At 65.3% G+C, this 25,917-nt stretch carries 31 protein-coding genes and 1 other RNA gene; 24 read left to right on the top strand and 8 right to left on the bottom strand.

Annotated features, from left to right (window positions below; translation table 11 throughout):
• The first annotated feature begins 179 nt into the window (after positions 1-179).
• The 5 genes from P4L93_06645 (at position 180) to P4L93_06665 (ending at position 2,847) form a co-directional block, all read left to right on the top strand.
• On the top strand, positions 180-401 hold the full coding sequence (locus P4L93_06645) for a DUF2769 domain-containing protein (GenBank protein ID MDR3686615.1): 222 nt from the start codon (positions 180-182) through the stop codon (positions 399-401).
• A gap of 63 nt (positions 402-464) precedes the next feature.
• Positions 465-935: an SsrA-binding protein SmpB gene (gene smpB / locus P4L93_06650; protein ID MDR3686616.1), complete on the top strand. Its 471-nt coding sequence runs from the start codon at positions 465-467 to the stop codon at positions 933-935.
• 155 nt (positions 936-1,090) lie between these two features.
• Positions 1,091-1,441, top strand: a transfer-messenger RNA (tmRNA) gene (gene ssrA / locus P4L93_06655).
• Between the two features lie 134 nt (positions 1,442-1,575).
• Entirely contained in the window at positions 1,576-1,962 is a 387-nt protein-coding gene (locus P4L93_06660; GenBank protein MDR3686617.1) for a hypothetical protein, read from the top strand.
• Entirely contained in the window at positions 1,963-2,847 is an 885-nt protein-coding gene (locus P4L93_06665; protein ID MDR3686618.1) for a hypothetical protein, read from the top strand.
• Here the strand turns inward: P4L93_06665 and P4L93_06670 are convergent.
• On the bottom strand, positions 2,844-3,959 hold the full coding sequence (locus P4L93_06670) for a LuxR C-terminal-related transcriptional regulator (protein ID MDR3686619.1): 1,116 nt from the start codon (positions 3,957-3,959) through the stop codon (positions 2,844-2,846). The two genes, P4L93_06665 and P4L93_06670, sit on opposite strands and share 4 nt — an antisense overlap.
• 322 nt (positions 3,960-4,281) lie before the next feature.
• Between P4L93_06670 and nifH the strand changes: the two genes are divergently transcribed.
• The 17 genes from nifH (at position 4,282) to P4L93_06755 (ending at position 18,499) form a co-directional block, all read left to right on the top strand.
• Positions 4,282-5,148: a nitrogenase iron protein gene (gene nifH / locus P4L93_06675; protein MDR3686620.1), complete on the top strand. Its 867-nt coding sequence runs from the start codon at positions 4,282-4,284 to the stop codon at positions 5,146-5,148.
• Positions 5,149-5,151: 3 nt separating this feature from the next.
• Positions 5,152-6,621: a nitrogenase molybdenum-iron protein alpha chain gene (gene nifD / locus P4L93_06680; protein MDR3686621.1), complete on the top strand. Its 1,470-nt coding sequence runs from the start codon at positions 5,152-5,154 to the stop codon at positions 6,619-6,621.
• A 10-nt stretch (positions 6,622-6,631) separates the two neighbouring features.
• Positions 6,632-8,143 (top strand): nitrogenase molybdenum-iron protein subunit beta, encoded by a 1,512-nt coding sequence (gene nifK / locus P4L93_06685; protein MDR3686622.1) that lies wholly within the window; start codon positions 6,632-6,634, stop codon positions 8,141-8,143.
• Between the two features lie 12 nt (positions 8,144-8,155).
• Positions 8,156-10,798: a nitrogenase iron-molybdenum cofactor biosynthesis protein NifN gene (gene nifN, locus P4L93_06690; GenBank protein ID MDR3686623.1), complete on the top strand. Its 2,643-nt coding sequence runs from the start codon at positions 8,156-8,158 to the stop codon at positions 10,796-10,798.
• A complete protein-coding gene (locus P4L93_06695) occupies positions 10,795-11,196 on the top strand; it encodes a NifB/NifX family molybdenum-iron cluster-binding protein (protein ID MDR3686624.1) in 402 nt (133 codons plus the stop codon). The genes nifN and P4L93_06695 overlap by 4 nt, the downstream gene beginning before the upstream one ends.
• Positions 11,197-11,248: 52 nt before the next feature.
• Positions 11,249-11,566 carry a P-II family nitrogen regulator gene (locus P4L93_06700; GenBank protein MDR3686625.1) on the top strand — a complete coding sequence of 106 codons (318 nt, stop codon included), beginning with the start codon at positions 11,249-11,251 and terminating at the stop codon, positions 11,564-11,566.
• Positions 11,563-11,988 (top strand): P-II family nitrogen regulator, encoded by a 426-nt coding sequence (locus tag P4L93_06705; protein ID MDR3686626.1) that lies wholly within the window; start codon positions 11,563-11,565, stop codon positions 11,986-11,988. Before P4L93_06700 ends, P4L93_06705 begins: the two co-directional genes overlap by 4 nt.
• 1 nt (position 11,989) lies before the next feature.
• Entirely contained in the window at positions 11,990-12,259 is a 270-nt protein-coding gene (fdxB, locus tag P4L93_06710; protein ID MDR3686627.1) for a ferredoxin III, nif-specific, read from the top strand.
• A gap of 261 nt (positions 12,260-12,520) precedes the next feature.
• Positions 12,521-13,444: a radical SAM protein gene (locus tag P4L93_06715; GenBank protein ID MDR3686628.1), complete on the top strand. Its 924-nt coding sequence runs from the start codon at positions 12,521-12,523 to the stop codon at positions 13,442-13,444.
• A gap of 2 nt (positions 13,445-13,446) precedes the next feature.
• Positions 13,447-14,280, top strand: coding sequence for a molybdate ABC transporter substrate-binding protein (gene modA, locus P4L93_06720; protein ID MDR3686629.1), 834 nt, complete (start codon positions 13,447-13,449; stop codon positions 14,278-14,280).
• Between the two features lie 77 nt (positions 14,281-14,357).
• Positions 14,358-15,035, top strand: a complete 678-nt coding sequence (gene modB, locus P4L93_06725; protein ID MDR3686630.1) for a molybdate ABC transporter permease subunit — start codon at positions 14,358-14,360, stop codon at positions 15,033-15,035.
• Positions 15,036-15,097: 62 nt separating this feature from the next.
• A complete protein-coding gene (locus P4L93_06730) occupies positions 15,098-15,820 on the top strand; it encodes an ABC transporter ATP-binding protein (protein ID MDR3686631.1) in 723 nt (240 codons plus the stop codon).
• The gene (locus P4L93_06735) at positions 15,817-16,026 is read left to right on the top strand and encodes a TOBE domain-containing protein (protein ID MDR3686632.1); all 210 of its coding nucleotides are present in this window, start codon (positions 15,817-15,819) and stop codon (positions 16,024-16,026) included. The genes P4L93_06730 and P4L93_06735 overlap by 4 nt, the downstream gene beginning before the upstream one ends.
• A 65-nt stretch (positions 16,027-16,091) precedes the next feature.
• Entirely contained in the window at positions 16,092-16,556 is a 465-nt protein-coding gene (gene tsaA / locus P4L93_06740) for a tRNA (N6-threonylcarbamoyladenosine(37)-N6)-methyltransferase TrmO (protein MDR3686633.1), read from the top strand.
• Positions 16,557-16,823: 267 nt separating this feature from the next.
• Complete coding sequence (locus P4L93_06745) at positions 16,824-17,312, top strand: pyridoxamine 5'-phosphate oxidase family protein (protein MDR3686634.1); 489 nt, start codon at positions 16,824-16,826, stop codon at positions 17,310-17,312.
• Between the two features lie 66 nt (positions 17,313-17,378).
• Entirely contained in the window at positions 17,379-18,050 is a 672-nt protein-coding gene (locus P4L93_06750; GenBank protein MDR3686635.1) for a hypothetical protein, read from the top strand.
• Between the two features lie 89 nt (positions 18,051-18,139).
• Entirely contained in the window at positions 18,140-18,499 is a 360-nt protein-coding gene (locus P4L93_06755) for an STAS domain-containing protein (protein ID MDR3686636.1), read from the top strand.
• Between the two features lie 28 nt (positions 18,500-18,527).
• Here the strand turns inward: P4L93_06755 and P4L93_06760 are convergent, their stop codons facing one another.
• Both P4L93_06760 and P4L93_06765 read right to left on the bottom strand, forming a co-directional pair.
• A complete protein-coding gene (locus tag P4L93_06760) occupies positions 18,528-19,022 on the bottom strand; it encodes a nitrogen fixation protein NifQ (GenBank protein ID MDR3686637.1) in 495 nt (164 codons plus the stop codon).
• Positions 19,022-20,560: a sigma 54-interacting transcriptional regulator gene (locus P4L93_06765; protein ID MDR3686638.1), complete on the bottom strand. Its 1,539-nt coding sequence runs from the start codon at positions 20,558-20,560 to the stop codon at positions 19,022-19,024. The genes P4L93_06760 and P4L93_06765 overlap by 1 nt, the downstream gene beginning before the upstream one ends.
• Before the next feature lie 181 nt (positions 20,561-20,741).
• On the opposite strand from P4L93_06765, the gene P4L93_06770 reads away from it, so the two are divergent.
• Positions 20,742-21,605 (top strand): pirin family protein, encoded by an 864-nt coding sequence (locus P4L93_06770; protein MDR3686639.1) that lies wholly within the window; start codon positions 20,742-20,744, stop codon positions 21,603-21,605.
• 68 nt (positions 21,606-21,673) lie between these two features.
• Here the strand turns inward: P4L93_06770 and P4L93_06775 are convergent, their stop codons facing one another.
• The 4 genes from P4L93_06775 to P4L93_06790 all read right to left on the bottom strand — a co-directional run bounded on the left by P4L93_06775 (position 21,674) and on the right by P4L93_06790 (position 24,542).
• Entirely contained in the window at positions 21,674-23,152 is a 1,479-nt protein-coding gene (locus tag P4L93_06775; protein ID MDR3686640.1) for an aminotransferase class V-fold PLP-dependent enzyme, read from the bottom strand.
• A 139-nt stretch (positions 23,153-23,291) separates the two neighbouring features.
• A complete protein-coding gene (locus P4L93_06780; GenBank protein ID MDR3686641.1) occupies positions 23,292-23,669 on the bottom strand; it encodes a NifB/NifX family molybdenum-iron cluster-binding protein in 378 nt (125 codons plus the stop codon).
• A gap of 27 nt (positions 23,670-23,696) precedes the next feature.
• On the bottom strand, positions 23,697-23,897 hold the full coding sequence (locus P4L93_06785; GenBank protein MDR3686642.1) for a DUF2892 domain-containing protein: 201 nt from the start codon (positions 23,895-23,897) through the stop codon (positions 23,697-23,699).
• Positions 23,898-23,951: 54 nt separating this feature from the next.
• Positions 23,952-24,542: a class I SAM-dependent methyltransferase gene (locus tag P4L93_06790; protein ID MDR3686643.1), complete on the bottom strand. Its 591-nt coding sequence runs from the start codon at positions 24,540-24,542 to the stop codon at positions 23,952-23,954.
• Between the two features lie 156 nt (positions 24,543-24,698).
• Here P4L93_06790 and P4L93_06795 point away from each other — a divergent pair, with 156 nt between their 5' ends.
• Positions 24,699-25,094, top strand: a complete 396-nt coding sequence (locus P4L93_06795) for a hypothetical protein (GenBank protein MDR3686644.1) — start codon at positions 24,699-24,701, stop codon at positions 25,092-25,094.
• 64 nt (positions 25,095-25,158) lie between these two features.
• Here the strand turns inward: P4L93_06795 and P4L93_06800 are convergent.
• On the bottom strand, positions 25,159-25,917 hold a 759-nt coding region (locus P4L93_06800; GenBank protein MDR3686645.1), incomplete at its 5' end, for a pseudouridine-5'-phosphate glycosidase.

Here is a 25,917-nt window from a genome sequence, read left to right on the forward strand (position 1 = left end):
CCGCGCCTGTCACCACCAGAACTCTGCGCCACGCCGATACCCTTCCTGAAGCCCGCGTCCCCGGCGGCCAGTGTCGCACACTGCGAAGGCGATTGGCATGCGGCCCGGGCCGTCCGTGACGGGGAACGAACTGAGGAGCGAGTGCAACTGACTCAGTCGCCGTGGAAGGAGTGCGTCACATGGTCGAGATCACCGAGGCCAACCGCGAGGACTGCCTCTGTCCTAACTGCCCGAGCTACGTGGAGTGCATGACGCTCGAGGAAGAAGCGCTGTTCTGCGGGACGAGCGTGACCATGTGCGACGACGTGAGCCGGCAGGGCTGCGTGTGCGGTCGCTGCGACGTCCACGCGGCCTACGATCTGGCAGGCGTCTACTACTGCGTAGAGGGGCCGGTCGAGTAGCAGGCTGACCTTCGCTACAATGGGCACTCGCTCGCAACCGCGCGAGCAGGTGACGGAGGCTGCATGCCGCGCGACGAGAAGCAGATTGCTAACAACAAGAGGGCCTACCACGATTACTTCGTGGACGAGGTCTTTGAGTGCGGCATCGAGCTTACCGGCACCGAGGTCAAGTCTCTGCGTGCGAGCCACGCGTCGCTGCGCGAGTCCTACGCCACGGTGCGGCGCGGCGAGGTATGGCTGCTGGCGCTGCACATCGCGCCGTACAACCAGGGCAATCGCTCCAACGTCGACCCCGATCGCGCGCGCAAGCTCCTCTTGCACAAGAAGGAGATCCGCTACTTGATCGGCAAGACGAAGGAGAAGGGCAACACGCTCATTCCGCTGCGCATGTACTTCGCGCCGAACAACCTGGTCAAGGTCGAGCTCGGACTCGTCCACGGCAAGAAGCTCTACGACAAGCGCGCCGACATCGCCGCGAAGGACCAGAAGCGCGACGTCGAGCGCGCGCTTCGGGAGCGCCAGAAGGGGCAGTAGCGCTGGCAGCTCGTGCCCTAGGCGCCACGCGGCCACCCGGTGGTCTCGGCATGGCGTTCGCAACTGATTCTCCGAGGGCCCGCTGTGTGCGGGTATACTTCCTGAGCGGTCCGGGTGGGCCGCATGCACTTTGACACGCTCGATCCACCCCACATGGGGGCGACTGGATTCGACACGATAGTTCTGAGGGAGGAAGCAGGCCGCGGTCTCCTCACCGCGCAAAACAGGGGTAAACGCCAATTAAATGGCACCAATAATTACGCTCTCGCTGCCTAAATAGCCAGCGACGCTGACCCGGTGCGCGTCCCCAGCACCGGCAAAGCGCAACTTAGGGGACTGCCGCAAAGGACGTAGTCGGTATGCCTTAGCGAAAGACTGAACCGACTGGGAAGGGACACGCCGGTCACGGTGCGTCGTCCTGACCGAGACCCAAGCTGTGACTGAGCCTGGAGATGCCTCCTAGGGTGCTATCGTGGACCGGAGTTCGATTCTCCGCGCCTCCACCACACATAACGCATGGCGCGATCGCCGTGCTTGGAAAGGCCCGTTGGGAGTCATCCAACGGGCCTTTCTGTTTGTCCGTACACAGCGGCATCCTTGGGACTAGAATCGTAGGTATCGGCGACGGGATGGGGGGAACGTGGCGACCAAGCGGCGTTGGGGCTTCTCGGAAGAGGAGTGGGCCGAGGCACGCCGCTCCCTCGATGAGCTGCTTGCCGAGGTGGGCCGGTCGCGCGCAACCGTCACGTACGGTGAGGTCGCGCGCAGGGCGATGGGCGGGCGTGTGAGCGCAAGGTCGTCGGCGCTGATGGACTTGCTGGGTGAGGTTGATGCCGAGGCCGATGCTCGGCTGGGATGCATGGTCGCCTCACTAGTAGTCCGTGCCGATACCGGCATGCCGGGCGAGGGCTACTTCCACTTCGCGGCGACCGAACTGGGTCGGCCAATCGGAGATCGGCGAGCGTTCTGGGAGAGAGAAGTCACGCGCGTGTGGGACGCGTATGCCGTCGCAGCGAAAGGCGCATAGATGACCAGTCACATCGTGACGGGCGCGCTCTCGGGCGCGGATGCCGGCCTGCTGACAGGAGTGTCCTGGGTGCCTGAAGACACGCTTGAGGCGCTTACGTTCGGCACCTCAGCCGTTGGGCCGGCCGGTTCGCTAGCCACCATAGCTCACGCGCTTGAGATCGACTTCGCCTTCGTTCCCGCGGGCGAAGAGTGGGCGCCTGACGCCGTCAGTGAGCTTCACGAGCACGGCGTCGCCTCCCTGTGGGCGGTCTCGGGAGTCCTTGGGCGGGTTGCCGAGCGCGTTGGCTGGACTGAGGCGATCCGGATGACCGCAGTTGCGCCTGGTGAGCTTGCGGTGCTGCTCGGCGAGGCGCTGCACGAGGCGCTCGAAGAGGCGCGCACCGGCCGAAGCGTGCACGCGGATGCGTTGCTCGTCGCCGACGATCTCGCGGGCGCCGCAGGACCCCTCGTGTCGCCCGACTTCGCCCTCGACGCGCTGCTCCCGTGCTATCGCGGCCTAGCCCGCGAAGCCGCCGAGAACAACGTGCCGGCGATCTTCCACTCCGACGGCGACGTTCGTGCGTTGCTGCCGGCGCTGGCGCGCGCAGGGTTCTCGGCGGTGCATCTGGCGGGGCTGGAGCGCGAGGCGTTCGAGTCGTCGTTCACGCTCGCGCGCAGTGTGGGCCTTGTGGTGCTGGGCGGTGTGCGCTCGGCTGAGCTGATGTCCGGAGCGGCGCTGCTTGGAGTAGCTGCCGGTTCGCTCGCACTGTCGGGCGGGATGCTCGTGTGCGACGACGGCGGTATCACGATGCCGGAACAGATCGCGGCGTACGCCTCGGCGCTTGATGCTGCGCGCGAAACGTACGCCGCGGGTTGCACGCACGGCGTGGACGGCCGACTCTAACGCTTCAGCAGCCCCAGTTCGATTGCGGCTTCGACGGCCTCTTCGCGCGAGTGCACGCCGAGCTTCTTGTACAGGCGGCCGGCGCGGTCCTTCACTGCGCCGCGCGAGACCTTGAGCTTGTCGGCGATCATCGCAAACGTCAGCTCGGTGCTCAGGTAGTGAAGCACGCGCTTCTCGGCCTTGGACAGCGTTGCGGCAGCTTCGAGCCGAGCCGCAAGCTCCTCGGTTGCTTCTACCTCCTCGATTGCGGCCTCTTCACGCAGGCCTGCGTCGAGGCTGACGGCTTCGGCCTCGTCGATCGCCATGGCCTCCTGGAGGCCAGCGGCTGCCGCGACGTTCTCGGCCTCGGCTTGGGCGGCATCCTCGATATCGTGGCTGACGGCGATAGCCTCGGCGGCTTCCTCGAAGGCGGCGTCCTCCGCCTCGCGCGCGGCTTCGCCGATCACACCGGCTTCGGCAATCGCGTCGGCGGCCTCGTTGGCGGCTGCCTGCTCGATGATGCCTGCCGCGATGAGCGCCTCGAGTGCGTCGGCGGCGGCTGCCGCCCGGATCTGCTCGGCGACCTCAACGGCCACGCCGGCCTCATCGATTGCCTGCAGCGCCTCGGCGCGTGCGGCGGCCTCGACTGCGTGGGCCTCTTCGATGGCGGCCGCAGCCTCGGAGATCGCTTGGACCTCGGCGCCTACGATGACCTCGCCCTCCTCGGTGATGAAGCCCTCCGAGAGCAGCTCCCCGCCGCTGGCCTCGACGGCTTCGAACAGCCCGCCAGCCCACAGGTGCTCGACGAGCACCAGTGCCATCGCGTGACCCGGCTCGAGCGACTCCGCGAGCTCGGCGAGTTCGTCGGGATCGACGCTGGGCTCCTCGGGCGCGGGGGTGCCGTCCTCCTCGTCCCAAGGGAAGAAGCCCGACAGGATGGTGCCGTAGTCGTCGTCATCGCCGACGTCGAGCATGATCAGGTCGCCGTCGGGAGTCTTTTGCACGAACAGGAAGTCGAGCAACCTCAGCACGCCGCGTCCTTGGAGTGCATCGAGCTCGGCCATGATCTTGCCCTCGGCGCCTAACTCCGCGCCGTATCCAAACGCCATCAGCTGTACCGGTCCACCGCTCATCTTGGAGCTCCTTTGAGTCGAGGTCGTCGCGAGCCGAGAAGCGGCCGCCCTGTGTTGATTCCCCTCCGGGACTGCGAGTGTCGGCGAGAGGTGCGCGTTGGCGTCAACAGAGGTGAACTCTTTGCGCGCGACATCCGCGAAACCCGCCCGCAACATCCCGACATTTGTGTCGCAGCTGCGCACGAAAGCGTCGAGCTCCGCCATCGGACAAATCACAAAGGCGCAGGTCAGAGCCTTATCTAACTTGGCACAGCCATTGCGCTTCTCCTGGGCCAACATCGCGGCATCTACGTCTGCGAGCAGGCGGAATCAAGGAGGAGTCATGCGACAGATCGCAATCTACGGCAAGGGCGGAATCGGCAAGAGCACGACGACCCAGAACACGGTGGCAGCGCTGGCCGACGCTGGCAAGGGGGTCATGATCGTGGGCTGCGACCCGAAGGCAGACTCGACGCGTCTGATCTTGAACGAGAAGATGCAGATGACCGTCATGGACCTCGCACGCGAGCGCGGCAGCGTCGAGGACCTCGAGCTCGAAGACGTATTGCAGCGCGGCTTCAAGGGCATCTTGTGCGCCGAGTCCGGGGGCCCCGAGCCCGGCGTCGGCTGTGCCGGCCGCGGCGTCATCACGGCCATCAACTTCCTTGAGGAGGAAGGCGCCTACACCGACGACCTCGACTTCGTCTTCTACGACGTTCTCGGCGACGTTGTATGCGGTGGTTTTGCGATGCCGATGCGCGAGGGCAAGGCGCAGGAGATCTACATCGTCACGTCCGGCGAGATGATGGCGATGTATGCCGCCAACAACATCGCCAAGGGGATCCTGAAGTACGCGCACTCCGGTGGCGTCCGTCTCGGCGGGCTGATCTGTAACTCGCGCAACACCGACCGCGAAGACGAGCTGATCATGGCGCTCGCCGAGAAGCTCGGTACTCAGATGATCCACTTCATCCCCCGTGACAATGAGGTCCAGCGCGCCGAGCTTCGCCGCAAGACGGTGCTGCAGTACAACCCCGAGCACGCGCAGGCCGAGGAGTACCGCCAGCTTGCCAAGAAGATCAGCGAGAACGAGATGCTCGTCATCCCGACGCCGATCAGCATGGACGAGCTCGAAGAGCTGCTCATGGAGTTCGGCATCATGGAGCCCGACATCGTCGAAGAGGCTGACGCCGCCGGGGCGGTGGCGTAAGCCATGTCCAACCCCTCTGCAAAGACCAACCAGACTCAGAAGCTGATCGACGAGGTCCTGTCGATCTACCCAGAGAAGGCGCGCGAAGACAGAGCCAAGCACGTCAAGCCCAACGACCCGTCCGGATGTGCGACCTGCGCTGTGAAGTCCAACGTGAAGTCGCGTCCGGGCGTGATGACCGTTCGCGGCTGCGCCTACGCCGGTTCGAAGGGCGTCGTATGGGGCCCCGTCAAGGACATGATCCACATCAGCCACGGTCCGGTGGGCTGCGGTGCCTACTCCAACTGGTCGCGCCGCAACTACTACAACGGCGAGACCGGCGTCGACTCGTTCGGCACGATGCACTTCACGAGCGACTTTCAGGAGCGCGACATCGTGTACGGCGGCGACAAGAAGCTTGGCACGATCATCGACGAGCTCGACACGCTCTTCCCGCTCGCTCGCGGCGTCAGCATCCAGTCCGAGTGCCCGGTCGGTCTGATCGGCGACGACATCGAGCAGGTCGCCAAGGCCAAGACCACCGAGCACGGCAAGCCGATCGTCCCGGTTCGCTGCGAGGGCTTCCGCGGTGTCTCGCAGTCTCTGGGCCACCACATCGCCAACGACGCCATCCGCGACCACATCTTCGAGAAGGCCGCGACCGAGATCGAGACCACGCCCTACGACATCACGATCATCGGCGACTACAACATCGGCGGAGACGCCTGGGCGTCTCGGCGAATCCTCGAGGAGATGGGCCTGCGCGTGATCGCGCAGTGGACCGGTGACGCGACGATGGCCGAGCTGGCCAACGCTCCGCAGGCCAAGCTCAACCTCATCCACTGCTACCGGTCGATGAACTACATCTGCCGGTACATGGAAGACACCTGGGGCATTCCGTGGGAGGAGTACAACTTCTTCGGTCCCACGAAGATCTACGCCTCGATCCGTGCCATCGCGGCGCACTTCGACGACACCATCAAGGAGAAGGCCGAGGCTCTCATCGAGAAGATGAAGCCGGAGATGGACGAGATCATCGCCCAGTACAAGCCGCTCCTCGAAGGCAAGACCGTGATGCTTTACGTAGGTGGCCTTCGCCCTCGCCACGTCATCGGCGCCTACGAGGATCTCGGCATGGAGATCATCGCCGCCGGCTACGAGTTCGGCCACGCCGACGAGTACAAGCGCACCTACCCGCTGCTCCCCGAGGGCGCGGTGGTAATGGACGACGCGACGCCCTACGAACTCGAGCAGTTCACCAAGGCGCTCAAGCCCGACCTGGTGGGTTCAGGCGTCAAGGAGAAGTACGCCTACCACAAGATGGGCGTCCCGTTTCGCCAGATGCACTCGTGGGACTACTCGGGCCCGTACCACGGTTTCGACGGGTTCTCGGTGTTCGCCCGCGACATGGACATGACCGTCAACAGTCCCGTTTGGGGACTCGTACGCAAGCCGGGAGCGGCGACGTCCGCCTCCGAGCTGGCGGCAAGCTAGGAGGCCGGCCATGACAACGAAGGACCACAACACACTCTTCAGCGAGCCGCAGTACGTCGAGCAGTTCGAGCGCAAGAGGGAGTTCGAGAACGGCGCCCCCGCCGAGGAGATTGCTCGCGTCAGCGCGTGGACTCAGACCGAGGAGTACCGCGAGCTGAACTTCGCTCGCGAAGGCATCGTCATCAACCCTTGCAAGGCGTGTCAGCCGCTCGGCGCGGTGCTCGCCGCGCTCGGCTTCGAGAAGACGTTGCCGTTCGTGCAGGGCTCGCAAGGGTGCACCGCGTACTTCCGCAGCCACCTGTCGCGTCACTTCAAAGAGCCGATCGCCACTGTCTCCTCGTCGATGACGGAGGATGCAGCGGTCTTCGGCGGCCTCTCGAACATGATCGAGGGTCTCGAGAACGCCAACGCGATGTACAAGCCCGACATGATCGCGGTCTCCACCACGTGTATGGCCGAGGTCATCGGCGACGACCTTGGCGCTTACATCAAGACCGCCAAGGACCGCGGCGTGGTGCCGGCCGACATGCCGATTCCCTTCGCCCACACGCCTAGCTTCGCTGGCAGTCACCTCAATGGCTACGACGTCATGATGAAGGGCATTCTGGAGGAGCTCACGGGCGAGAAGGCCGAGACCACCGACGGAACGCTCAACGTCATTCCGGGCTTTGACGGCTACTCGGGCAACCTGCGCGAGATCAAGCACATCCTGGCTTCGATGGGCGTGGACTACCGCATCCTGGGCGACTACTCCGACGTGGTCGACTCGCCCGCGACTGGCGACTACGACATGTACCCGACGGGTGGCACCAAGCTCGAAGACGTCCGCAAGGCGATCAACGCCGTCGGTACGGTCGCGCTCCAGCGCTACGCCAGCGTCAAGACAGGCGAGTTCATTAAGAACACATGGGACCAGCCGTTCGTCTCCGGCCCGTTCCCGATCGGCATCACTGCGACCGACGCGCTACTCGCCGAGATCACCGAGCTGACCGGCAAGCCCGTCAGCGCAGAACTCGAACTCGAGCGCGGCCGCGCCGTGGACTCGATGGTCGACTCGCACCCGTACGTGCACGGCAAGCGCGTCGCGATCGTGGGCGACCCGGACGTGCTGCTCGGACTCATCAGCTTCCTGCTCGAGATCGGTGCGCGTCCCGTGCACGTCGTTGCCACCAACGGTGACAAGAAGTTCAAGAAGGCCGCCGAGGCGCTGCTGGCCGGCTCGCCCTTCGGCTCGGATGCGACCGTCTGGATCAAGAAGGACATGTGGCACCTGCGCTCGCTCATGTTCACAGAACCGGTCGACCTACTGCTCGGCCCCAGCACGGCCAAGTTCCTCTGGCGCGACACGCGCACCACGTTCGTACGTGTGGGCTTCCCACTCTTCGACCGTCACCACCTGCACAAGCGCTCGATCATCGGCTACAACGGCGCCGCCAACCTCCTCACCGACATCGTCAACACGGTGCTCGACGAGATGGACCGCGCCAGCATGGACAACGCCTCCTTCGACCTGGTCCGGTAGGGAAGGCCGAGGATGTCGCTGAAACTCGACAAGCTGCTCGAGTCCGGATGTCAGTCGGATGCGAAGCACAAGGTCTGCCGCAGCCGCGGTGGGGAGTCGTGCGCGTTTGACGGCGCTGCAATCGTGCTCATGCCGATTGCCGATGCTGCCCACGTCGTGCACGGCCCCATCGTGTGCGCGGGCAACTCGTGGGAGGGCCGCGGCGTGCACTCCACCGCCGGCGACTTTCACCGCCGCGGCTTCACGAGCGACATCACCGAGCTCGACATCGTCTACGGAGGCGAGGAGCGTCTCGCCGCAACCGTTCGCGAGGTGGTGGAGCGCGAGCACCCCAAAGCCGTGTTTGTCTACGCTACCTGCGTCACCGGGCTCATCGGCGAGGATCTGGACAAGGTGTGCAACGACCTGGCCGCCGAACTCTGGCTTCCGGTCATCCCCGTGCACTCACCTGGATTCGTTGGCCCCAAGAACCTCGGCAACCGAATCGCCGGCGAGGCGTTGCTCGAGCACGTGATTGGAACCGCCGAGCCGGTCGTCACCACGCCCACAGACATCGCGCTCATCGGCGAGTACAACGTCGCTGGCGACTTGGACCTCGTCGAGCCGCTGCTACGCGAGTGCGGCATCCGCGTGCTCTCGCATATCACCGGTAACGCAACGTTTGCCGAGATTCGCTCGGCGCACCGCGCGAAGCTCTCGGTCGTGGTGTGCAGCCGGGCGCTCATCAACGTGGCGGCCGGGCTGCAGAAGGGCTGGGGCATCCCGAGCGTGGAGGTGTCGTTCTTCGGGGCGACCGAGACAGCTCGCTCGCTTCGCCTCATCGCCGAGGCGCTTGAGGCGACGTCGCCGGAGGCTGCAGGCTTGGCCGCTCGCGTCGAGCAGGTCATCGCCCGTCACGAAGTCAGTCTCGCGGCCGCGCTCGCGCCCTACGCGATCCTGCGCGGGCAGAAGGCCGTGCTGTACTCGGGCGGCGTGAAGAGCTGGTCAATGGCTTCGGCGCTGGGTGACCTCGGCGTCGAAACGATTGCTGTGGGCACCAAGAAGTCGTCCGTCGAGGACGAGGAGAAGGTCCGCCGAGTCCTTGGCGACGACGTCCCGCTGATCGAGGACATCTCGCCCAAGATCATCCGCACCTACTTTGCCGAGAAGGGCGCCACGATGCTTGTGGCTGGAGGTCGCAACCGCTACCTCGCAGCAAAAGAAGGCTGGCCGTTTGTGGACGTGAACCAAGAGCGCGAGACGGCCTACGCGGGCTACGAGGGCCTTAAGAACCTCGCGGCCGACCTCGCCAACTCGGTCCGCTTCTACGAGCGTCAGAAGATCGATGTTACGTGCGCGGCGCCAACAGCGCTGACCCCTGTCCGTCACGAGGCTCGCACTGGCACGATCGACCCGCTCAAGAACGCTCCCTCGCTGGGCGCGGCGCTCGCGTTTCAGGGCGTCGACCAAGCGATTCCAGTGCTTCACGCCGCTCAAGGCTGCACGTTCTTGGGCAAGGTGCTCCAGATTCGGCACTTCAGCGAGCCCATTTCGATGGGCACCACCAAGCTGTTCACCGAAGACGTGGTCATGGGCAGCGACGAGGCGGCCGCGAAGGTCGTTCGCGGTATCGCCGATGCGTCGGCTCCCGATGTCATCGCGCTGATCGCCGGGGGCCTCGCCGAGGTCAAGGGTGACGACGTCGACGGCCTCGTGCGCTCTATCGACCGTGAACTCGAGGCGCACGTGCTTGCTGTTCACGCGCCCGACTACACAGGCGGGGTAGAGGAGGGCTTCCTCGCCTCGGTTCTCGCGCTGCTTACGCTCGCACGTCCTCTTGCGCCGGGCACGTTGCCCAGCCTGTCCCGCGTCGCCATTCTCGCAGGCCCCAGCGTCTCGCCAGCCGACGCGCGCGAGCTGCGCGACATCGTGGAAGGCTTTGGCCTGATGCCCACGATCGTGCCGGACCTCTCAGCGCTCGACGGGAGCCGCGACTCGTTCTCGGCGCTCGCGAGCGGTGGAGTGACGGTGGCCGAGATCGCCGAGCTCGGGTTGGCCGGTCACACCATCGTGATCGGCGCCTCGCTCGAACCCGCCGCACGCTGGCTGCGCGAGCAGTTCGGCACCCCGTTCACGGTGGTCGACGCCCCGACCGGCTTGGCCGGCACCGACGCGCTGCTCACCCAGCTCACGCTGCTATCCGGCGAACCTGCGCCGGCGCGTCTGGAACGCGAGCGTCGCATCTTGGTGGACGCCATGCGCGACGCCCACATCCGCATCGCGGGCCGCCGCATCGCTCTTGCGCTGGAGCCCGACCACGCCGCCTCGCTGGCCGCGATCCTCGACGAGATGGCGGCTCGGCCCGTGTGCGCCGTCGTGCCGGTGGCAGCGCCCATCACGCGTCGAATACCCGCCGAGGAGGTCGTGGTCGGCGACTTCGCCAGCGTGCCGGCCGGCATCGACCTGCTCGTCGCAGGCACTCACGGCAAACGCACCGCCCGGGAGTTGGGCGTCCCGCACTACGAGACCGGGTTCCCACGCTTCGAGGTCTACGGTGCGTCTCGGCAGCTGACCGTTGGCTACAAGGGAGCGACCGAAGTGATCGACGCGATCGCAAATCTGCTCGGCCCGTCACACGGCACCACGCATGGAGTTCACGAAGGGAGCACCTCATGAAAGTCGCGTTCGCATCCACGCGAGGCACGACGGTCGATGAGCACTTCGGCCGCGCCGGCGCCTTCGCCATCTACGACATCACGCCCGAGGGCGCCACGTTCCTCGAACTGAGGCGCGTGTCCGATAGCGACCTAGACACCGAGGTCGTAGTCACCCGCGGCATGGGCGACCTGCACGACGCCGCGGTCGCCGCCAAGATCGAGAAGCTCGCCGACGCCAAGATCGTCTACTTCACCGAGATCGGGGGTCCCTCGGCGGCCAAGCTCGTACGCCGAGGCGTGATGCCGCTGAAGGCCGAACCGTCCACCTCGATCGACTCGCTCGCCGGCCAGCTCGTCGAAACGATGCGCACCCGTCCGGCTCCATGGATGCGCAAGGCGCTCGCCGCCGAGAAGTAATCCGTCCGCACGACAACCGCCCGCTGACAGCACATGGAGAAGGGAACGCGACATGAAGATGGTTCGAGCATTCATCAGGCCCGAGAAGGAGCAGGAAGTCGTCCAGGCGCTTGAGGGCGCTGGCTACGGCTCGCTGACCAAGATGCCGGTCTTTGGCCGAGGCAAGCAGAAGGGCTTGCAGGTCGGTCCGATCTACTACGACGAGCTCCCCAAGACGCTGCTGATGCTGGTCGTCGAGGACGAGGCAGCCAAGCACGCCGTCGAGGTCATCGAAGACAAAGCGCGCACGGGGTTCATCGGCGACGGCAAGATCTTCATCTCCCCCGTCGAGGAGGCCTACACCATCCGTACCGGCGAGGTGGGACTGTGAAAGAACTCACCGTCGTCATCCGCCGAGACAAGCTGCACCTCACTAAAGAGGCGCTGGCCGAACTCGGACTCCCGTCGCTCTCGATCCAGACCGTGGAGGGCCGAGGCAAGCAGCGCGGAGACGTCGCCTGCTCGCTGGCCGACATGGACGAGGACGGCCGCATGTGCAACTCGACCGTCGTGCCGCTCTACGCCACGCCGTCGGAGTATGCGCTCGAGCACTTCCTCCCGAAGGTGGTCCTCTACGTCCCCAAGCGTCTGCTGACGATCATCGTCGAAGACGCAGCCGTGCCCGCCGTGGTCGCGAAGCTCATCGAGATCAACCAGACTGGCCAGCCGGGAGACGGCAAGATCTTCGTCTCGCCGATTGAAGAAGCTACGCGTATCCGTACCGGCGAGGTCGGCGTCGAGGCGGTGGCTTAAGATGGCCACCGGACTGACGCGCGACGGCCGCGAGTGGGTTCCTGAGTTCCTGGACTCGATCGACTCCAAGGCCTGCATCGGCTGCGGTCGCTGCTACAAGGTCTGTGGCCGAGGAGTCATGGCCCCGCTCGAAGTCGAGTTCGACGACGACGAGGATGACGAGGACATTATCTGCACGGTCATGGCCGTGTGCGACGCCGGCGCCTGCATCGGTTGCCAGTCGTGCTCGAAGGTGTGCGCGAAGAACGCCCATCAGTACGCGGCGGCCTAGACGGCGCTGAGACGCAGGCCGGCGGGAAGGCAGGTCGAACGTCCTCGCCGGGGACCCCCTGCGGCTTCGCCGCCCCCCGGCTGCGGAGTGTTCGCCCCACCTCCCCGCCGACCTGCGTCCGACACTTTTGTCGCAAGCCCGACCTAATGGTCGGGCTTGTTGGCGTCTTGGGGAGGAAAACCGCAGTTCAGCGGCTATTTGAAAGTGGCACGGGTGTTGCGCTTGTACCGGGCCAACAAACGCCGCAAGGAGGGCCTCGAGATGACCGCAACAGACGGATTCCCAGCGACGGGTTGTAGCCCGAAGTCCAACGAGCGCCTCGTCATGAACAACCACCCATGCTTCTCGGAGAAGGCGCACAAGAAGGCTGGTCGCATCCACCTGCCGGTGGCCCCGGACTGCAACATCCAGTGCGGCTACTGCGTACGCAAGTTCGATTGCGTCAACGAGTCGCGCCCCGGCGTGGCCAGCACCATCCTCACACCCGCCGAGGCGATCGATCGCGTCCGTGCAGTTGTCGAGCGCAGCGGGGGAGAGATTGCGGCCGTCGGCATCGCCGGCCCAGGCGACCCACTCGCCAACGAGGCAACCTTCGAGACTCTGGATCTCGTTCGCCGAGAGTACCCGGAGTCGATCCTATGCGTGTCCACGAACGGCCTCGCGCTGCCGGAGCGGGTCAACGACCTGGTCGCCGTGGGCGTTCGTAGCCTGACGGTCACCATCAACGCCGTCATGCCCGAGACTGCCAACGAGGTCTACGCGTGGGTGAGCGGTCCCGACGGCGAGCGCCTGCGCGGGCTCGAAGGCGCGCAGCGTCTGCTCGAGAACCAGTGGGAGGGCCTGCGCCTGGCTGTACGCGCCGGGCTCATCGTCAAGGTCAACTCGGTGCTCATCCCGGGCGTCAACGACATGGAGCTGCCCGCCGTCGCGATGCTTGCTGCCGAGTACGGCGCCCACCTCTCCAACATCTTGCCGCTCATTCCCCAGGCGCGATTCCGAGCACTTGCGCCTCCGACGCCCGCGCAGATCCACTCCGCGCGAGATTCCTGCGGCGAGTACCTGTCGCAGATGACTCACTGCAACCAGTGCCGCGCTGACGCGTGCGGGTTGATCGGCAAGGACGTGGACATGGAGACCGAGACACTCATGGCTCGGCTCGGCGACGAGTACAGCGAGGTGGTTTGAGGATGGCTCGAGTGAAGATGGTTCCTCTGAAGGCAACGGCGTCGGTCATGCGTGCGTTGGCTGGCGGTCTCGTGGCCGTTGCACTACTGCTGACCGGCTGCGGGGCGCAGAACGCGGCCCCCGCCACTAGCGGGTCAACGGCACCTACGATGCTCAACGTCTCGGCGGCCGCTTCTCTCAAGAGCGTGATGACCAGCATTGCGCCGGCGTTTGAAAAGGCTAACAACGTCAAGCTCGTGTTCAACTACGGCGCCTCGGGCGTGCTCATGAAGCAGATCGAGGGTGGCACACCCACCGACGCGTTCCTGTCCGCCGCTCCGGCCCAGGTCAACACTCTGACCGCCGATGGGCTCATCTCCGCCGACGCGACCGAGACATTTGCGGGCAACGATCTCGTGATTCTCGTACCGGCGGGCAACCCAAAGGGCATCCACGGGCCGGGCGACCTCTCGAAGGCGACCAAGCTGACGACTGGCGATCCGATTGCCGCCCCGCATGGCGCTAAGGCCAAGGAGTGGCTCACGAATCTCGGGCTTTGGAACACGCTGTTGCCCAAGTTCGTGTTCGCCGCCAACGCCGCGCAGACCGACGACTATGTCGCGCGAGGCGAGGTCGATGCGGGTATAGGTTTCGCAAGCGATGCAAAGGGTCGGACCGATCTCGAGGTTGCCTACACCGTTCCCTCAAGCGAGATCAGGCCAATCAAGTATGTCGCCGCTCCCATCAAGGCAACCCCTTCACCCGCTCTCGCCGAGAAGTTCGTGACCTATCTGCTCTCGACGGAAACGCAGACCGCCCTCGTTGATGCTGGCTTCAAGCCAGCGCCTACTAAGTAGCTCACCCTCGGTGGCCCGTCCACTGCCGGGTGGGCGGGCCACCTCTTCGGTTCCCACGGACGGATGGAGGCGCAGGCATGGACTTCGCGAGCATTGCGTTCCCCCTGCGTCTTTCTCTGCAGGTCGCGGGTATCTCGACGGTGCTTGTTGCGCTTCTGGGGGTGCCGCTCGCCTACGTGCTCGCGACGCGCGACTTTCGCGGCAAAGCGGCCGCCGGCGTTGCAGTGATGCTTCCGATGGTCCTGCCACCGATCGTTACCGGCTACTACTTGCTGCTCCTTGTTGGACGCAACGGTTTGCTCGGCCGAGCGAGTCGGGCCCTTACTGGCACCGCCGTCGGGCTCACGTTCACCTGGCAGGCGGCGGTCATCGCGTCGTTCGTGATTGCGCTGCCTTTGGGCGTGACCACTGCCCGGTCCGCGATCGCCGCAGTCGATCCTGCGCACGCCGACGCGTCACGCACCCTTGGCCGAGGAGAGCTCGAGACGGCGATCTACGTCGTGTTGCCGCTCGCGGCACGGGGCATCGTCGCGGGGCTGGCGCTGGCGTTCGCACGGGCGCTCGGCGAGTTCGGCGCGACAATCATGGTCGCGGGCAACATACCGGGGCAGACCAACACGATGGCTCTCGAGGTCTACAACGCAGTCATCTACGGAGACTGGAAGACGGCAACGCTGCTGGTCGTCGTGTTTACGGCCGTGTCGGCGGCGGTCCTGCTCGGCGCCGGACGGCTCAGCGCAGAGGCTGTACGTTGAGCGGGCTGTCGGTTTCACTACATAAGCGCTTGCTGGGATTCGACCTCGACGTCGGGTGGGCCGTGCGCGACGGATTCACCGTGCTGTTCGGCTACTCGGGAGCAGGCAAGTCGCTCACGCTGGGCATGATCGCCGGTACACTCCGTCCGGACGCCGGCCGTGTTGTTTTGGGCAACGCCACGCTATGCGACACGACGGCCGGTATTTGGGTGCCGCCGCAGCAGCGCCGAATCGGCTATGTCTCTCAGGCGGCGCAGCTCTTCCCGCACATGACCGTGCAGGGAAACGTTGAGTACGCGCTCAAGGGACTCGCGCGAACTCAGCGCAGGGCGCGCGCAGCAGAGCTTCTCGACCGGCTTCACGTCGCCGACCTCGCCATGAAGCGGCCGCACCAGCTCTCCGGCGGGCAGAAACAGCGCTGCGCGCTGGCACGAGGACTCGCTCTCGAGCCGCAGGCCATGCTGCTCGACGAGCCGCTGTCCGCGCTCGACCTGCCGTTTCGGGTAGAGATGCGCGAACTTCTGCGCGAAGTCCAGCGCGATAGCGGCGTGCCGTTTGTGATGGTAACCCACGACTTGTACGAGGCATGCGCACTCGCCGACACGCTCGTCGTCTACTCGGGAATCGGTGCCGTCCAGGTCGGCTCGCCTGAAGAACTCGTGGGCGATCCGGCCACACCAGAGATCCGACGGCTGCTCCATGCGATGCAGCTTCCGGAGTCGGTCTTCGATCAGCGCCACGCGGCGCATCTCGTTCCGCTCAACCGAAAGGAGCACGTCGCATGAGGCTCTCAGCACGCAATCAGCTCGCAGGTACGGTCGTCTCGGTCACGCGCGGGCCGGTAACTGCGTTGGTCAAGGTCGACCTCGGGAACGGCCAGCACATCAGCGCCACCCTTACTACCGAGGCTGCAGACGACCTCGGTCTGACCACGGGCGCGCCTGTGACAGCGATCGTCAAAGCCAGCGCGGTGATTCTCGGCGTCGAATGACAATAGCGTTGCCTCGGATCGACCAAGTGTTGACCGTCAGCGCGTTCAACTATGGAGGAGCACACGTGGTCGCGCTCGCACCCATCGGCACGATTCATACGCCATTTGCGACCAAGGACGACGCGCCGATTCAAGGCGCCTTCCATCCCGAGAACGTGGGGGTGGTCGACTTGCTGCCGGAGTACGCCGAGGGCCTTGCCGACATTGACGGCTTCACGCACCTCATCCTGCTCTACGAGTTCGACCGAGCAGCGCCCGTGGAGATGCAGCGACAGACGTTTCTCGGCGACGAGCCACATGGGCTGTGGGCGACTCGGCATCCGGCACGCCCCAACGGGATCGGGCTCACGGTCGTTCGCCTGCTCGGCCGCGACGGCGCGCAGTTGCAGGTGGGCGGCATCGACGTGCTCGATGGCACGCCGTTGCTCGACATCAAGCCCTACATTCCGCGTTTCGACAGCTTCCCTGACGCGAGCGAGGGTTGGCTTGCCGGTCGCGCCGAGCGCCCCAAGCCTCCAGGCCGGGAGTAGCGTGGCGTACCGAGCAAATGACGCGGCGGGCGAGCCGGATTCGGCCCGAATCTGGTGCTCCGGCCACCGCCGGGCCCCGGGCGCTATCAATGCACAATCTGCGGCACGCGCGTCAACGTCGTGCGAGGTGAGCCGCTGCCGAGTTGCCCTTTCTGCCATGGCACGGAGTTCCATCGCGTGCATGATTGACGATCCGGTGCTACGCGGTGCGCGGCGCTTCCGGTAGAGTCGTCTGCGACGCCTCCCCGAGCCCCGGAGCCAGAACTCATGACCCACGAACTGCGCCGGCACGACCTCGAGATCACCGACCCGGCCGAGATCGATCGCATTCTGCGGGCCGCTCGCTACGCGACCATCGCGCTCGCCGATGGCGACCAGCCGTACGCCGTGACGTTGAGTTGCGGCTACGATGCTGACCGCCGCCGCCTGTGCTTCCACATCGCGCCGAAGGGTCGCAAGCTCGACATCATCGCTGCCAATCCGGCTGCATGCGCGACCGTGATCGGTGACCTCGGCTACAAGGTGGGGGAGTGCGCGCACCCCTACGAGTCGGTCGTGATGTCCGGCCGCATGCGCGTGCTCGAGGATCCGGGTGACATCCGCGCGGGCATGCGCACGCTGGTCTCGCAGCTCGAGTCGCCCGAGGACGAGGTGGAGATATGGGAGCGCAACAAGCTCGACACGCCAGAGGCGCTGAAGCGTTTCCGCATGCTGGTCTTCGAAATCGACGAGCTCACAGCCAAGACCGGGCAGTAGCCGCCCTCGCGTTCCGAGCAGGGTAGATTCCTCTTGAGGGACAGATCTCGAGGGGAGGCGGCGATCATGGCTGGCGTGGATCGACAGCACTACGCGCTGCAGACGATCTTCTCGTTCTTCCTCGGCCTGATGGTCTTGGCGTTTATCGGCGTTGGGGTGAACACGTTCTATCCGTCGCCAGCGACGCAGCGCGAGCAAGCTCAGCAGAAGATCGATCGTCAGATCGAGGCGATCACCTCGGTCAACCAGAACAAGAGCCTTGATGCGACGCAGCAGGCGCAGATCCAGAAGCTCCAAAACCAGCGCAACGCGCTCCAAGACGTCATCGATGCGGACATGAAGATCTGGGCGCGCAACACGAGCATCATCCTCGTGGTCTTCGCGACGCTAGTGATGGGGGTGTCGCTCGTTCGAAGCGAGCAGCTTCGAGTGCTTTCAAACGGGCTTCTGCTTGGCGGACTGTTCACGATGCTCTACGGCACCGGTTGGGTCATCTTCTCCGGCAACTCGACCGCTCGTTTCGTGGTGATTGCGTTCGCGCTTCTGGTCGCCATCGGACTGGGCTATCTGAAGTTCGTTCGCCGCCACGCCGAGACACCCATGCTCGCTGCGACCCCGTCCGAGACGGCGGGGTCGGCGGCTCCCAGCGATCTCGAAGCACGAGTTTCTGAGCTGGAGCGCAAGGCCGCGGCTGCCGCATCGGCGTTAGCGGGCCACGAGTCTGGGCGCGGCGAGTAGACGCCCAGACGCGGTGTTGTGCGGGATTCGGCTCGTTGGGTACAACCCGAAGAGGCGTTACCAAGCGTGGCTAGAAGGGGGAGCTTCACATGGATCTAGCCGTCGTAACCAGCCAACGCGCGGGTATTCCCGTGCTCGCATTCAGCGGCGACTTGGACGGAATCCTGGTCGATGAGTTCGAGCGGGCGGTGATCGAGACCGCCCAGGAGTCGTGTGGCTCCGTAATCGTCGACCTCGGCGGCGTGACCTACATCGACAGTCAGGCCTTTGGCAGGCTCCTCAAAGCACACGTTGTCTTGGAGACCTCCGGCGGCGACATTGCGATTGCCAGTAGCGGTGCCGATGTGACCCGCATCATACGGACGTTTGGTGCCGACTACCTGCTCGGCGTGTTTGACGACGTCGATTCGGCCGCAGCGTACCTGCAGCCGCTGATACCCCACGATTAGTAGGGAGTCGCGCGGGCCGCGCAGGGGGCTAGGCCTGCGTGCCGAAGCACTCCGAGTAGCTGGAGCACGCGCCACAACTGGGAGCCTTGCACGTGTGAAAGCCGCCCCACCGGCACAACTTGCGGTAGAGGAACTTCTTCCAGCGCATGTCCATGAGATTGTCGGCTGCGAATGGCTCGAAGTACGCCTCGAACAGCCTGCGAAGCACTCCGCGATTGGGAAGCTCCAGATCGCGCCAAAGGTGCTGCTCGCCGAGGCACGCAGCCGCAATCGCTCGCGCGACGACCTCGGCTTGCGCCGGATTGACTCCCGGCGTTGTCTGCAGCAGCAGCATCCCGACGATAGCGTCGAACTCGACGCGCCGCTCTTCGACCTGCTCGGCGAAGCGCGCCTCGACCGCTCCGTCCGAGAAACGCTCGACGGCCGCCGCCACTTCCAGGTCGCCTACCGCGGAAACCGAACTGCCCGTGGGCATTGCCTCGCCTGAAGCGCTGGGATCGTGGACGGTCGGCATCTCGGCCATCAGCTGGCTTCCAGGTCGTACTTGCGGATCTTGTAGCCGAGCTGGCGCGGGGTCACCCCGAGTTCGCGGGCGGCCTTGGCTTGCACGTAGGCGTGCTTGCGAAGTGCAGCGACGATGCGACGTCGCTCGAGCGCCTCGACCTCGTCCTCCAACGACATCCCCGCGCCGCCGCCCTCCTCAGGCAGGTCGTGAACGAGCAGGTGCATCGGCAGATCGCCGGGTTCCAGTAGGTCGTTGTCGGCGAGCACTACCAAGCGCTGGATCGTGTTCTCGAGCTCGCGGATGTTACCCGGCCACGGGTAGCGCAGCAGCAGACGCAGCGTCTCGCTCGACACGCCGACTTCGCGCTCAGCCAGCTGGCCGAAGCGGCCGAGGAAGTGCTCGATGAGCAGCGGTAGGTCTTCTCGGCGGTCGCGAAGCGGGGGGAGGAAGACCGGCACCACGTTGAGGCGCCAGTAGAGGTCCTCGCGAAACTCGCCTTGCTTGGTCATGTGCTCGAGGTCGCGGTTGGTGGCGCTTACGATGCGCGCATCGGTGGTCAGCGTCTTTGTGCCGCCGAGCCGTTCGAATGTGCGCTCCTGGAGAACGCGCAGCAGCTTGGCCTGAAGGCCGGGGGAGACGTCGCCCACCTCGTCGAGGAAGATCGTGCCGCCCCGGGCCAGCTCGAAGCGTCCCTGCTTGCTAGCGACCGCACCCGTGAACGCACCCTTCTCGTAGCCGAAGAGTTCGGCCTCGAGGAGGTTTTCCGGTAACGCGGCGCAGTTGATCGCGATGAACGGGCCCTTGGGCCGCATTCCTTGGTAGTGGAGCGCGTGTGCGATGAGCTCTTTGCCGGTTCCCGATTCTCCGCGCAACAGCACCGTGGCCTGAGACATCGCAACCTTGGTGACGACGCGGAAGACCTCCTGCATCGAGTCGGAGTCGCCGATGATGTTGGGCATCGAGTAGCGGCCGCGCAGTTCTCGGCGAAGGCTTTCGCGCTTCTCGACCTCATGCTGGTAGGTCCAGTAGAGACGCACCGCGTGCGCGATGTTCGAGGCGACGATCTCGAGCACGCGCACGTCCTCGTCGAGCGAGACCGCGGCATCGCCAAACACGCGGTCTGCCGAGAGCACGCCGAGCACCTCCCCGCGTAGCACAATCGGCACGCTGATGAAGGCGATATCGGTCTTGGCCGGACGCGAACCAGTGCGGTTGAGGAAGAGCGGCTCTTCGCCGATGTTCGGCACGACCATCGCCTTGCCGCTAGAGACGACGCGGCCGACCACGCCCTCGCCGACGCGGTAGATGCCACGCGCGATCTCGGCTCGCGTCAGCCCGTGTGCGGCAGCGATTCGCAGCTCTCGCGTCTCGGGATGCACGAGCGCGACCGTGCCTCGCTGCAGGTCGAGGCTCTCGGCGAGCACTCGCATCGCTTTGCGCAGGTTGCGGTCGATGTCGAAGCTCGAGACCATCGTCTGGCTGACCTGGAGAAGCGCCGAGAGTTCGTCGGCAGGTGAAGCGCATGTATCTGTTTCCGGGATGGATTCAGGGGTCATACAGGCAGTGAACCATGCCCGTGTTTCCGTCCCATGAAGAGGGAGTTTCGGCCTGTGCACCCGGTTTGCGCACAAACATGACCATTTCAGTAAAGATTATGTTGCCGAGAGGTGTTTCTGGCACCGAGCTTGCGTGCTACACCGCACCCGACGACACGGGAACACGAGGAGACTGGCTGACATGACTGACATCCGCGGCGTTGCCGCTACCTACCACGCTCGACCCACTCGCGAGGGTGCCGGCGTGCACCTGCGTCGCGCTTTCGGCTTCGACCAAGTCCCGCGCTTCGACCCGTTCCTCATGCTCGACGACTTTCGCTCCGACGAGCCCCAGCACTTCAAGAAGGGCTTCCCGTGGCATCCGCACCGCGGCATCGAGACGGTGACCTACCTTCTGCGCGGCGACGTCGAGCACGCCGACTCCATCGGCAACTCCGGTGTGATCGGCTCGGGATGCGCGCAGTGGATGACGGCTGGCAGCGGCATCATCCACCAGGAGATGCCCCTCGGCGACGAGAACGGCGTGATCGAGGGCTTCCAGCTCTGGGTTAACCTTCCGGCCAGCGACAAGATGATGGCGCCGCGCTACCAAGGCGTCTCGGAGGACGAGATCCCACTGATCGTGACCGAGGGCGGCGTGGCCATCCGCATCATCGCAGGCACCGTCGACGACGTGACCGGGCCGATCTGCGACATCGTGACCGAGCCCGAATACCTCGACATAACGGTGCCGCCCAACTCCCGCTTCACACACCCGACGATGTTGGGGCACACGGTTTTCGCCTACGCGATCGCGGGCTCGGGCTGCTTCGCCGACGCGATGGACGCCGAGGCGTGCGTCTCCGACGGGACGACGGCCCTGTTCGACGACGGCGAGTCGGTCGTCGTGACCACGGCCACGCAGCCGCTTCGTTTCCTGCTGCTCTCGGGCAAGCCGATCGGCGAGCCTGTAAGCTGGGGCGGGCCTATCGTGATGAACACGCGCGAGGAACTCGAGGCCGCCTTCGAAGAGCTTGAGGAAGGCACGTTCATCCGCGAGAAGTAGCCGGACGATGCACGTGAACGGGTCCCGGCACCGTGCGCTGCGCCAAAGCTCGGGCCTGGGTGTCGCTTCTACTCGGGCAGATCTCCCGGCGCGCAGTCGCGGAAGCTCTCGGCGAAGCTCATGAAGGCGTAGACGTCGGCGAAGTTGCTCGCTATCCCCAACGACACGCGCATCGTGTTGGGCATCTTGCCGGTGGTGTCGCGGATGATGTCGCGGCATTCGGTGAACGTCACCGGCGCCGCCTTGCCCACGAAGCACTCGGCCATATCGTCGGGCGTTATATGGTGCGCGACCTCGCCGTCGCCCGGGTTGCAGAAGCAGCCTGTGCGCAGCGAGATGCCGCGACGCCCCGCGAGTTCTTCCATCCGGTCGACGTCGTAGGGCGCACCTTCGGGGTCGAGCAGGTAGAACGCGACGGTCGCTCCGCGGCATTCGGTGTCGAGCGGCCCAAACACCCGCACCATCGGCGCGCCGCTCGAATGCTGCAGCCGGCCCATCGCGCCGAGCAGCCAGTCGGTCAGCGCCATCACCCGATCGTGGATCGCGTCGATACCCACGGCCGAGACGTGCTCAAGCCCGATCTCGACGGCTGGCAGCCCGAGGTAGTCGACCGTGCCGTCCTCGAAGCCGACGTGCCCGGGAGCTAGATGGTGCCAGCCGCTGCCCTGCACCGAGGCCAACGTGATCGTCCCGCCAGCGAACCACGGGCGGCGCAGCTTGCGCAGGGCTTCTCGGCGAACGATGAGGGCGCCGATGCCGGTGGGGTAGCCGAACATCTTGTAGAACGACAGCGGCACGAAGTCAGGCTTGATCGCCGAGAGGTCGAGGCGGTTCGTGGGCGCGAACGCTGCACAGTCGAGCAGAACGTCCCAGCCCAACTCGTGGGCCTCGTCGATCCACTCGAGCGGGTGCTGCACGCCGCTGAAGTTGGACTGCGCAGGGAAAGCGAAGAGGTGGTTGTGGCCTTCGGCGACGCGCTTCAGCTCGCTAGTGACCATCGCGCAGTCGAGCCGCAGGTCGGGCTCGCCCACCGGCAGGTACGTGACCTCCGCGCCGGCAGCACGCGCGAACTCTCGGATGCCGTTGACCGAGTTGTGGTTGTCGTACGTCAGCAAGTAGCGATCGCCGGCGCCAAACGGGTACGACTCGCCGACGAGCTTGAGCGCCGCGCTTGCGTTGGCCGTGAACACCACGTCGTACTCGGCCGGGGCGGCGTTGAAGTACTCGAACACGGCGTTTCGAGCGCGCTCGACCAGAGCTGTGGACGCGCGCGACGTCGGATTGTGCGAGTGTGGATTGCCGAGAACTCCGATCCGCAACAACTCCTGATGCCGCTCGATTTGCGAAGCGGCGTACAGTCCGCCACCGGTGAAGTCGAGATAGACGTGCCCCAGCTCGTCGAGGCGGCCGTACTCGGCGGAGCGCAAGGCGTCGAGCGGTGTGCCGGCGCCGTAGCCGGGGTGCTCGGCGAGGAAAGCGGTCTGCGTGGCGCCGCGGCGCTCGGGGGTGAAGAGCGGGGTCGGACCTGCGGGTAGTGCGCAATCCATGAGTGCTCCTTGGCGTTCCGATGCCAGCGCGACGCCGATCGTTTGCTCGCTGTTAGCTGCACACGCACCGAGCGTCAGGCGCCCGGTGCGTGTCGAGGGTATCGCAATACGGTTTTCGGGTGGGCGTGGAACTGTGGCGTTAGTGGCCGGCGCAGAGGTTCTCGCTGCCGAACTCACGCAACTCGCCGGCGATAAAGGCCTCGACCGCCTGCCGAGGGGTAGGCGATTGGTCGTCGAAGAGCGCCTTCATACCGGTGCGGTTCATGGCCGAGAGCGGTCCACCGCCCATGCCCACGACGATGGCACCTCCTACACCAGCATCGGCCAGCATGCTCACGGTAATCGCACATCCACCGTGCGAGTGCGGTGGGTTGACCACGACGTCGCCGCCCACGATCTGGCCGTCAGCGACCTGCACGATCGTGAACGAATCGGCATGGCCAAAGTGTGCCGAACGCTCTCCATCGATGCCTCCGGGTCCGTTCGTTGGCACTGCGATCTTGATCTGTTCGCTCACGTGGTTCTCCAGTTCTGCTCGGTGGTTCTAGGCCCTTTTGGTGCTGAAGTCGCCGAACAAGCGGTACAGCAGGCAGAATCCGGTCGCTCCCGTGATCAGTGCGACGACACCTAAGACGTCGAGGACGATTCCCAGGGTGCCCTTCACAAAGAACAGCCCAACTCCTAGCAAGACCGCGCCTAAGACGAGCCGAATCACTCTATCCGCGTTCCCCTCGTTCACCTTCATGCGCTCAACTCCCCACGGGTTGTGCGAGGCGGTTGCCTCACAACGGTAGGCTGACTACAAGGCGCAGACAGCCGGCTTGATTGCCGAGACCAGCGAGTGCCTGGTCAGGCCGTCATGTGTGATGGCGTCGGCGAATCCGACCCTGCCGAGCAACGCCGCGATCTCCTCTGCCGGCACGCGGACACCGTGCGGCGGACCTCCGGCGTCGTCACCCGGTGCCCAATCGGCGATGACGACCGAGCCTCCGATGCGCAGCAGGCGAAGCGCCTCGCGGTACGTGGACGTGGGATCGGCGAGCTCGTGATGGACGTTGATCATGACGACGACGTCGGCCTCACCAGTGGGCAGCGGAACCACGGTCTCACGCGAGAGGGTAGGTTTGAGGCGCCCAGAGAGTGCGGAGGGCCGGTGCTCGAACATCCAGCGGACCATCGTCGGCTCCACGTCGACGGCGTACACGTCGGCGTTTGGCACGAGAGCAGCGAAGCGGCACGCGAACATCCCGGTCCCAGCGCCGATTTCGATGACGACGCGCGGATCGACTGCGTCGGCGGCCTGCCATATCGTCTCGGGATCCAGGTACTCGAAGCGTGCGGGGTCGTTCAGGCGCTCGAGCTTGCTGACATCGAACTTCTCATACGGCACTCGAGATCCTCCGGTTCTGCGCGCGGTCGAATCGACTATACCCCTTGGGGTATCACGGCGCCAGAGCCATAGCATCGAGCGCGCCTGTTCCAGGCAGGTGAACGGGCTGGCGCGGCGTAGTCTGGAGTTGCCGGCCTGCAGACAAGGAGTCACACGATGCCCCTCAACATCCTCGGTGGCCTGATTGCGGTGTTCATCGCACTGATTCTGTACTCGATAGGTGCCTGGGCTGCGTTTCGGGCCAGAGCCTTCTCGAACCGAACGCTGATGTTCCTGTGGGTCGGCGCGGTGTTCGACGTGCTGGCGACGTTCCTGATGGGGATGTCGATCGGGGGCTTGGACCTGCGGCCAGGCATACACATCGTGCACACCGTGCTCGCACTGGTCGCCATGTTCGGCATGATCATCGTGACGGCGGTCGCGCAGTGGGCTACCGCCACCAAGCGCCAAGCAGCAGCCGTCACACTGTCACGCGTAGTCCTCGCGCCTTGGGCGCTGTGGGCGGGCGTCTTCGTCTTCGGGATGATCGCGCAGGGGCCGCACGCGGGATAGGTCGCCGTCGGTCGCCAGCGCGCACACCGTCATAATCTGTGCCGCGGGGTCTGAATGACCGGCGCTACAGCGCCCTTGCGATCTGCGCAGCGAGGCGCACGTTGTTGTAGACCAGCTGCTTGTTGGCTTCTTCGCTGCGCCCGCCCGAGAGTTCGTGGACGCGTGCAAGCAGAAACGGTGTGACCGCCTTGCCGTGCACTCCTGCCGCGTCAGCATCGGCGAGCGCGGCCGCGATCCAGCCGTCTACCTCATCGGTGTCCAGTGCGTAGCGCTCCGGAATCGGGTTGGCGATTACCGTGCCGCCGCCCGTTCCGAGCTGGCGACGAACTTGCAGCACCGCCGCGATCTCCTTGGGCGTGTCGAATCGTGCATCGACCCCAAAGCCACTCGTGCGCGTGTAGAACGCGGGGAACTCATCGGTTTGGTAGCCCAGCACGGGCACGCCGTGGGTCTCGAGCACTTCAAGCGTCAGCCCGAGGTCCAGGATGGACTTGGCTCCTGCGCACACTACAGCCACCTCCGTCCGCGCGAGCTCGAGCAGGTCTGCCGAGACGTCCATCGAACGCTCGGTGCCGCGGTGCACGCCGCCGATACCGCCGGTCGCAAAGACGCGGATGCCAGCAAGCGCTGCGATAAGCATTGTGCCCGCGACCGTCGTGGCGCCGTCCGTGCCGCTTGCCAGCAGCGTGGGGATGTCTCGGCGGGAGGCCTTTGCGATGCCTGGCGTCGAGGCGAGGTGTTCGAACTGCTCGGCGGTCAGGCCGACCTTCATGCGGCCGCCGAGAATCGCAATGGTGGCCGGAACGGCACCTGTCTTGCGGGC

The sequence above is a fragment of the Coriobacteriia bacterium genome, assembly GCA_031292615.1.
Classification (GTDB): domain Bacteria; phylum Actinomycetota; class Coriobacteriia; order Anaerosomatales; family JAAXUF01; genus JARLGT01.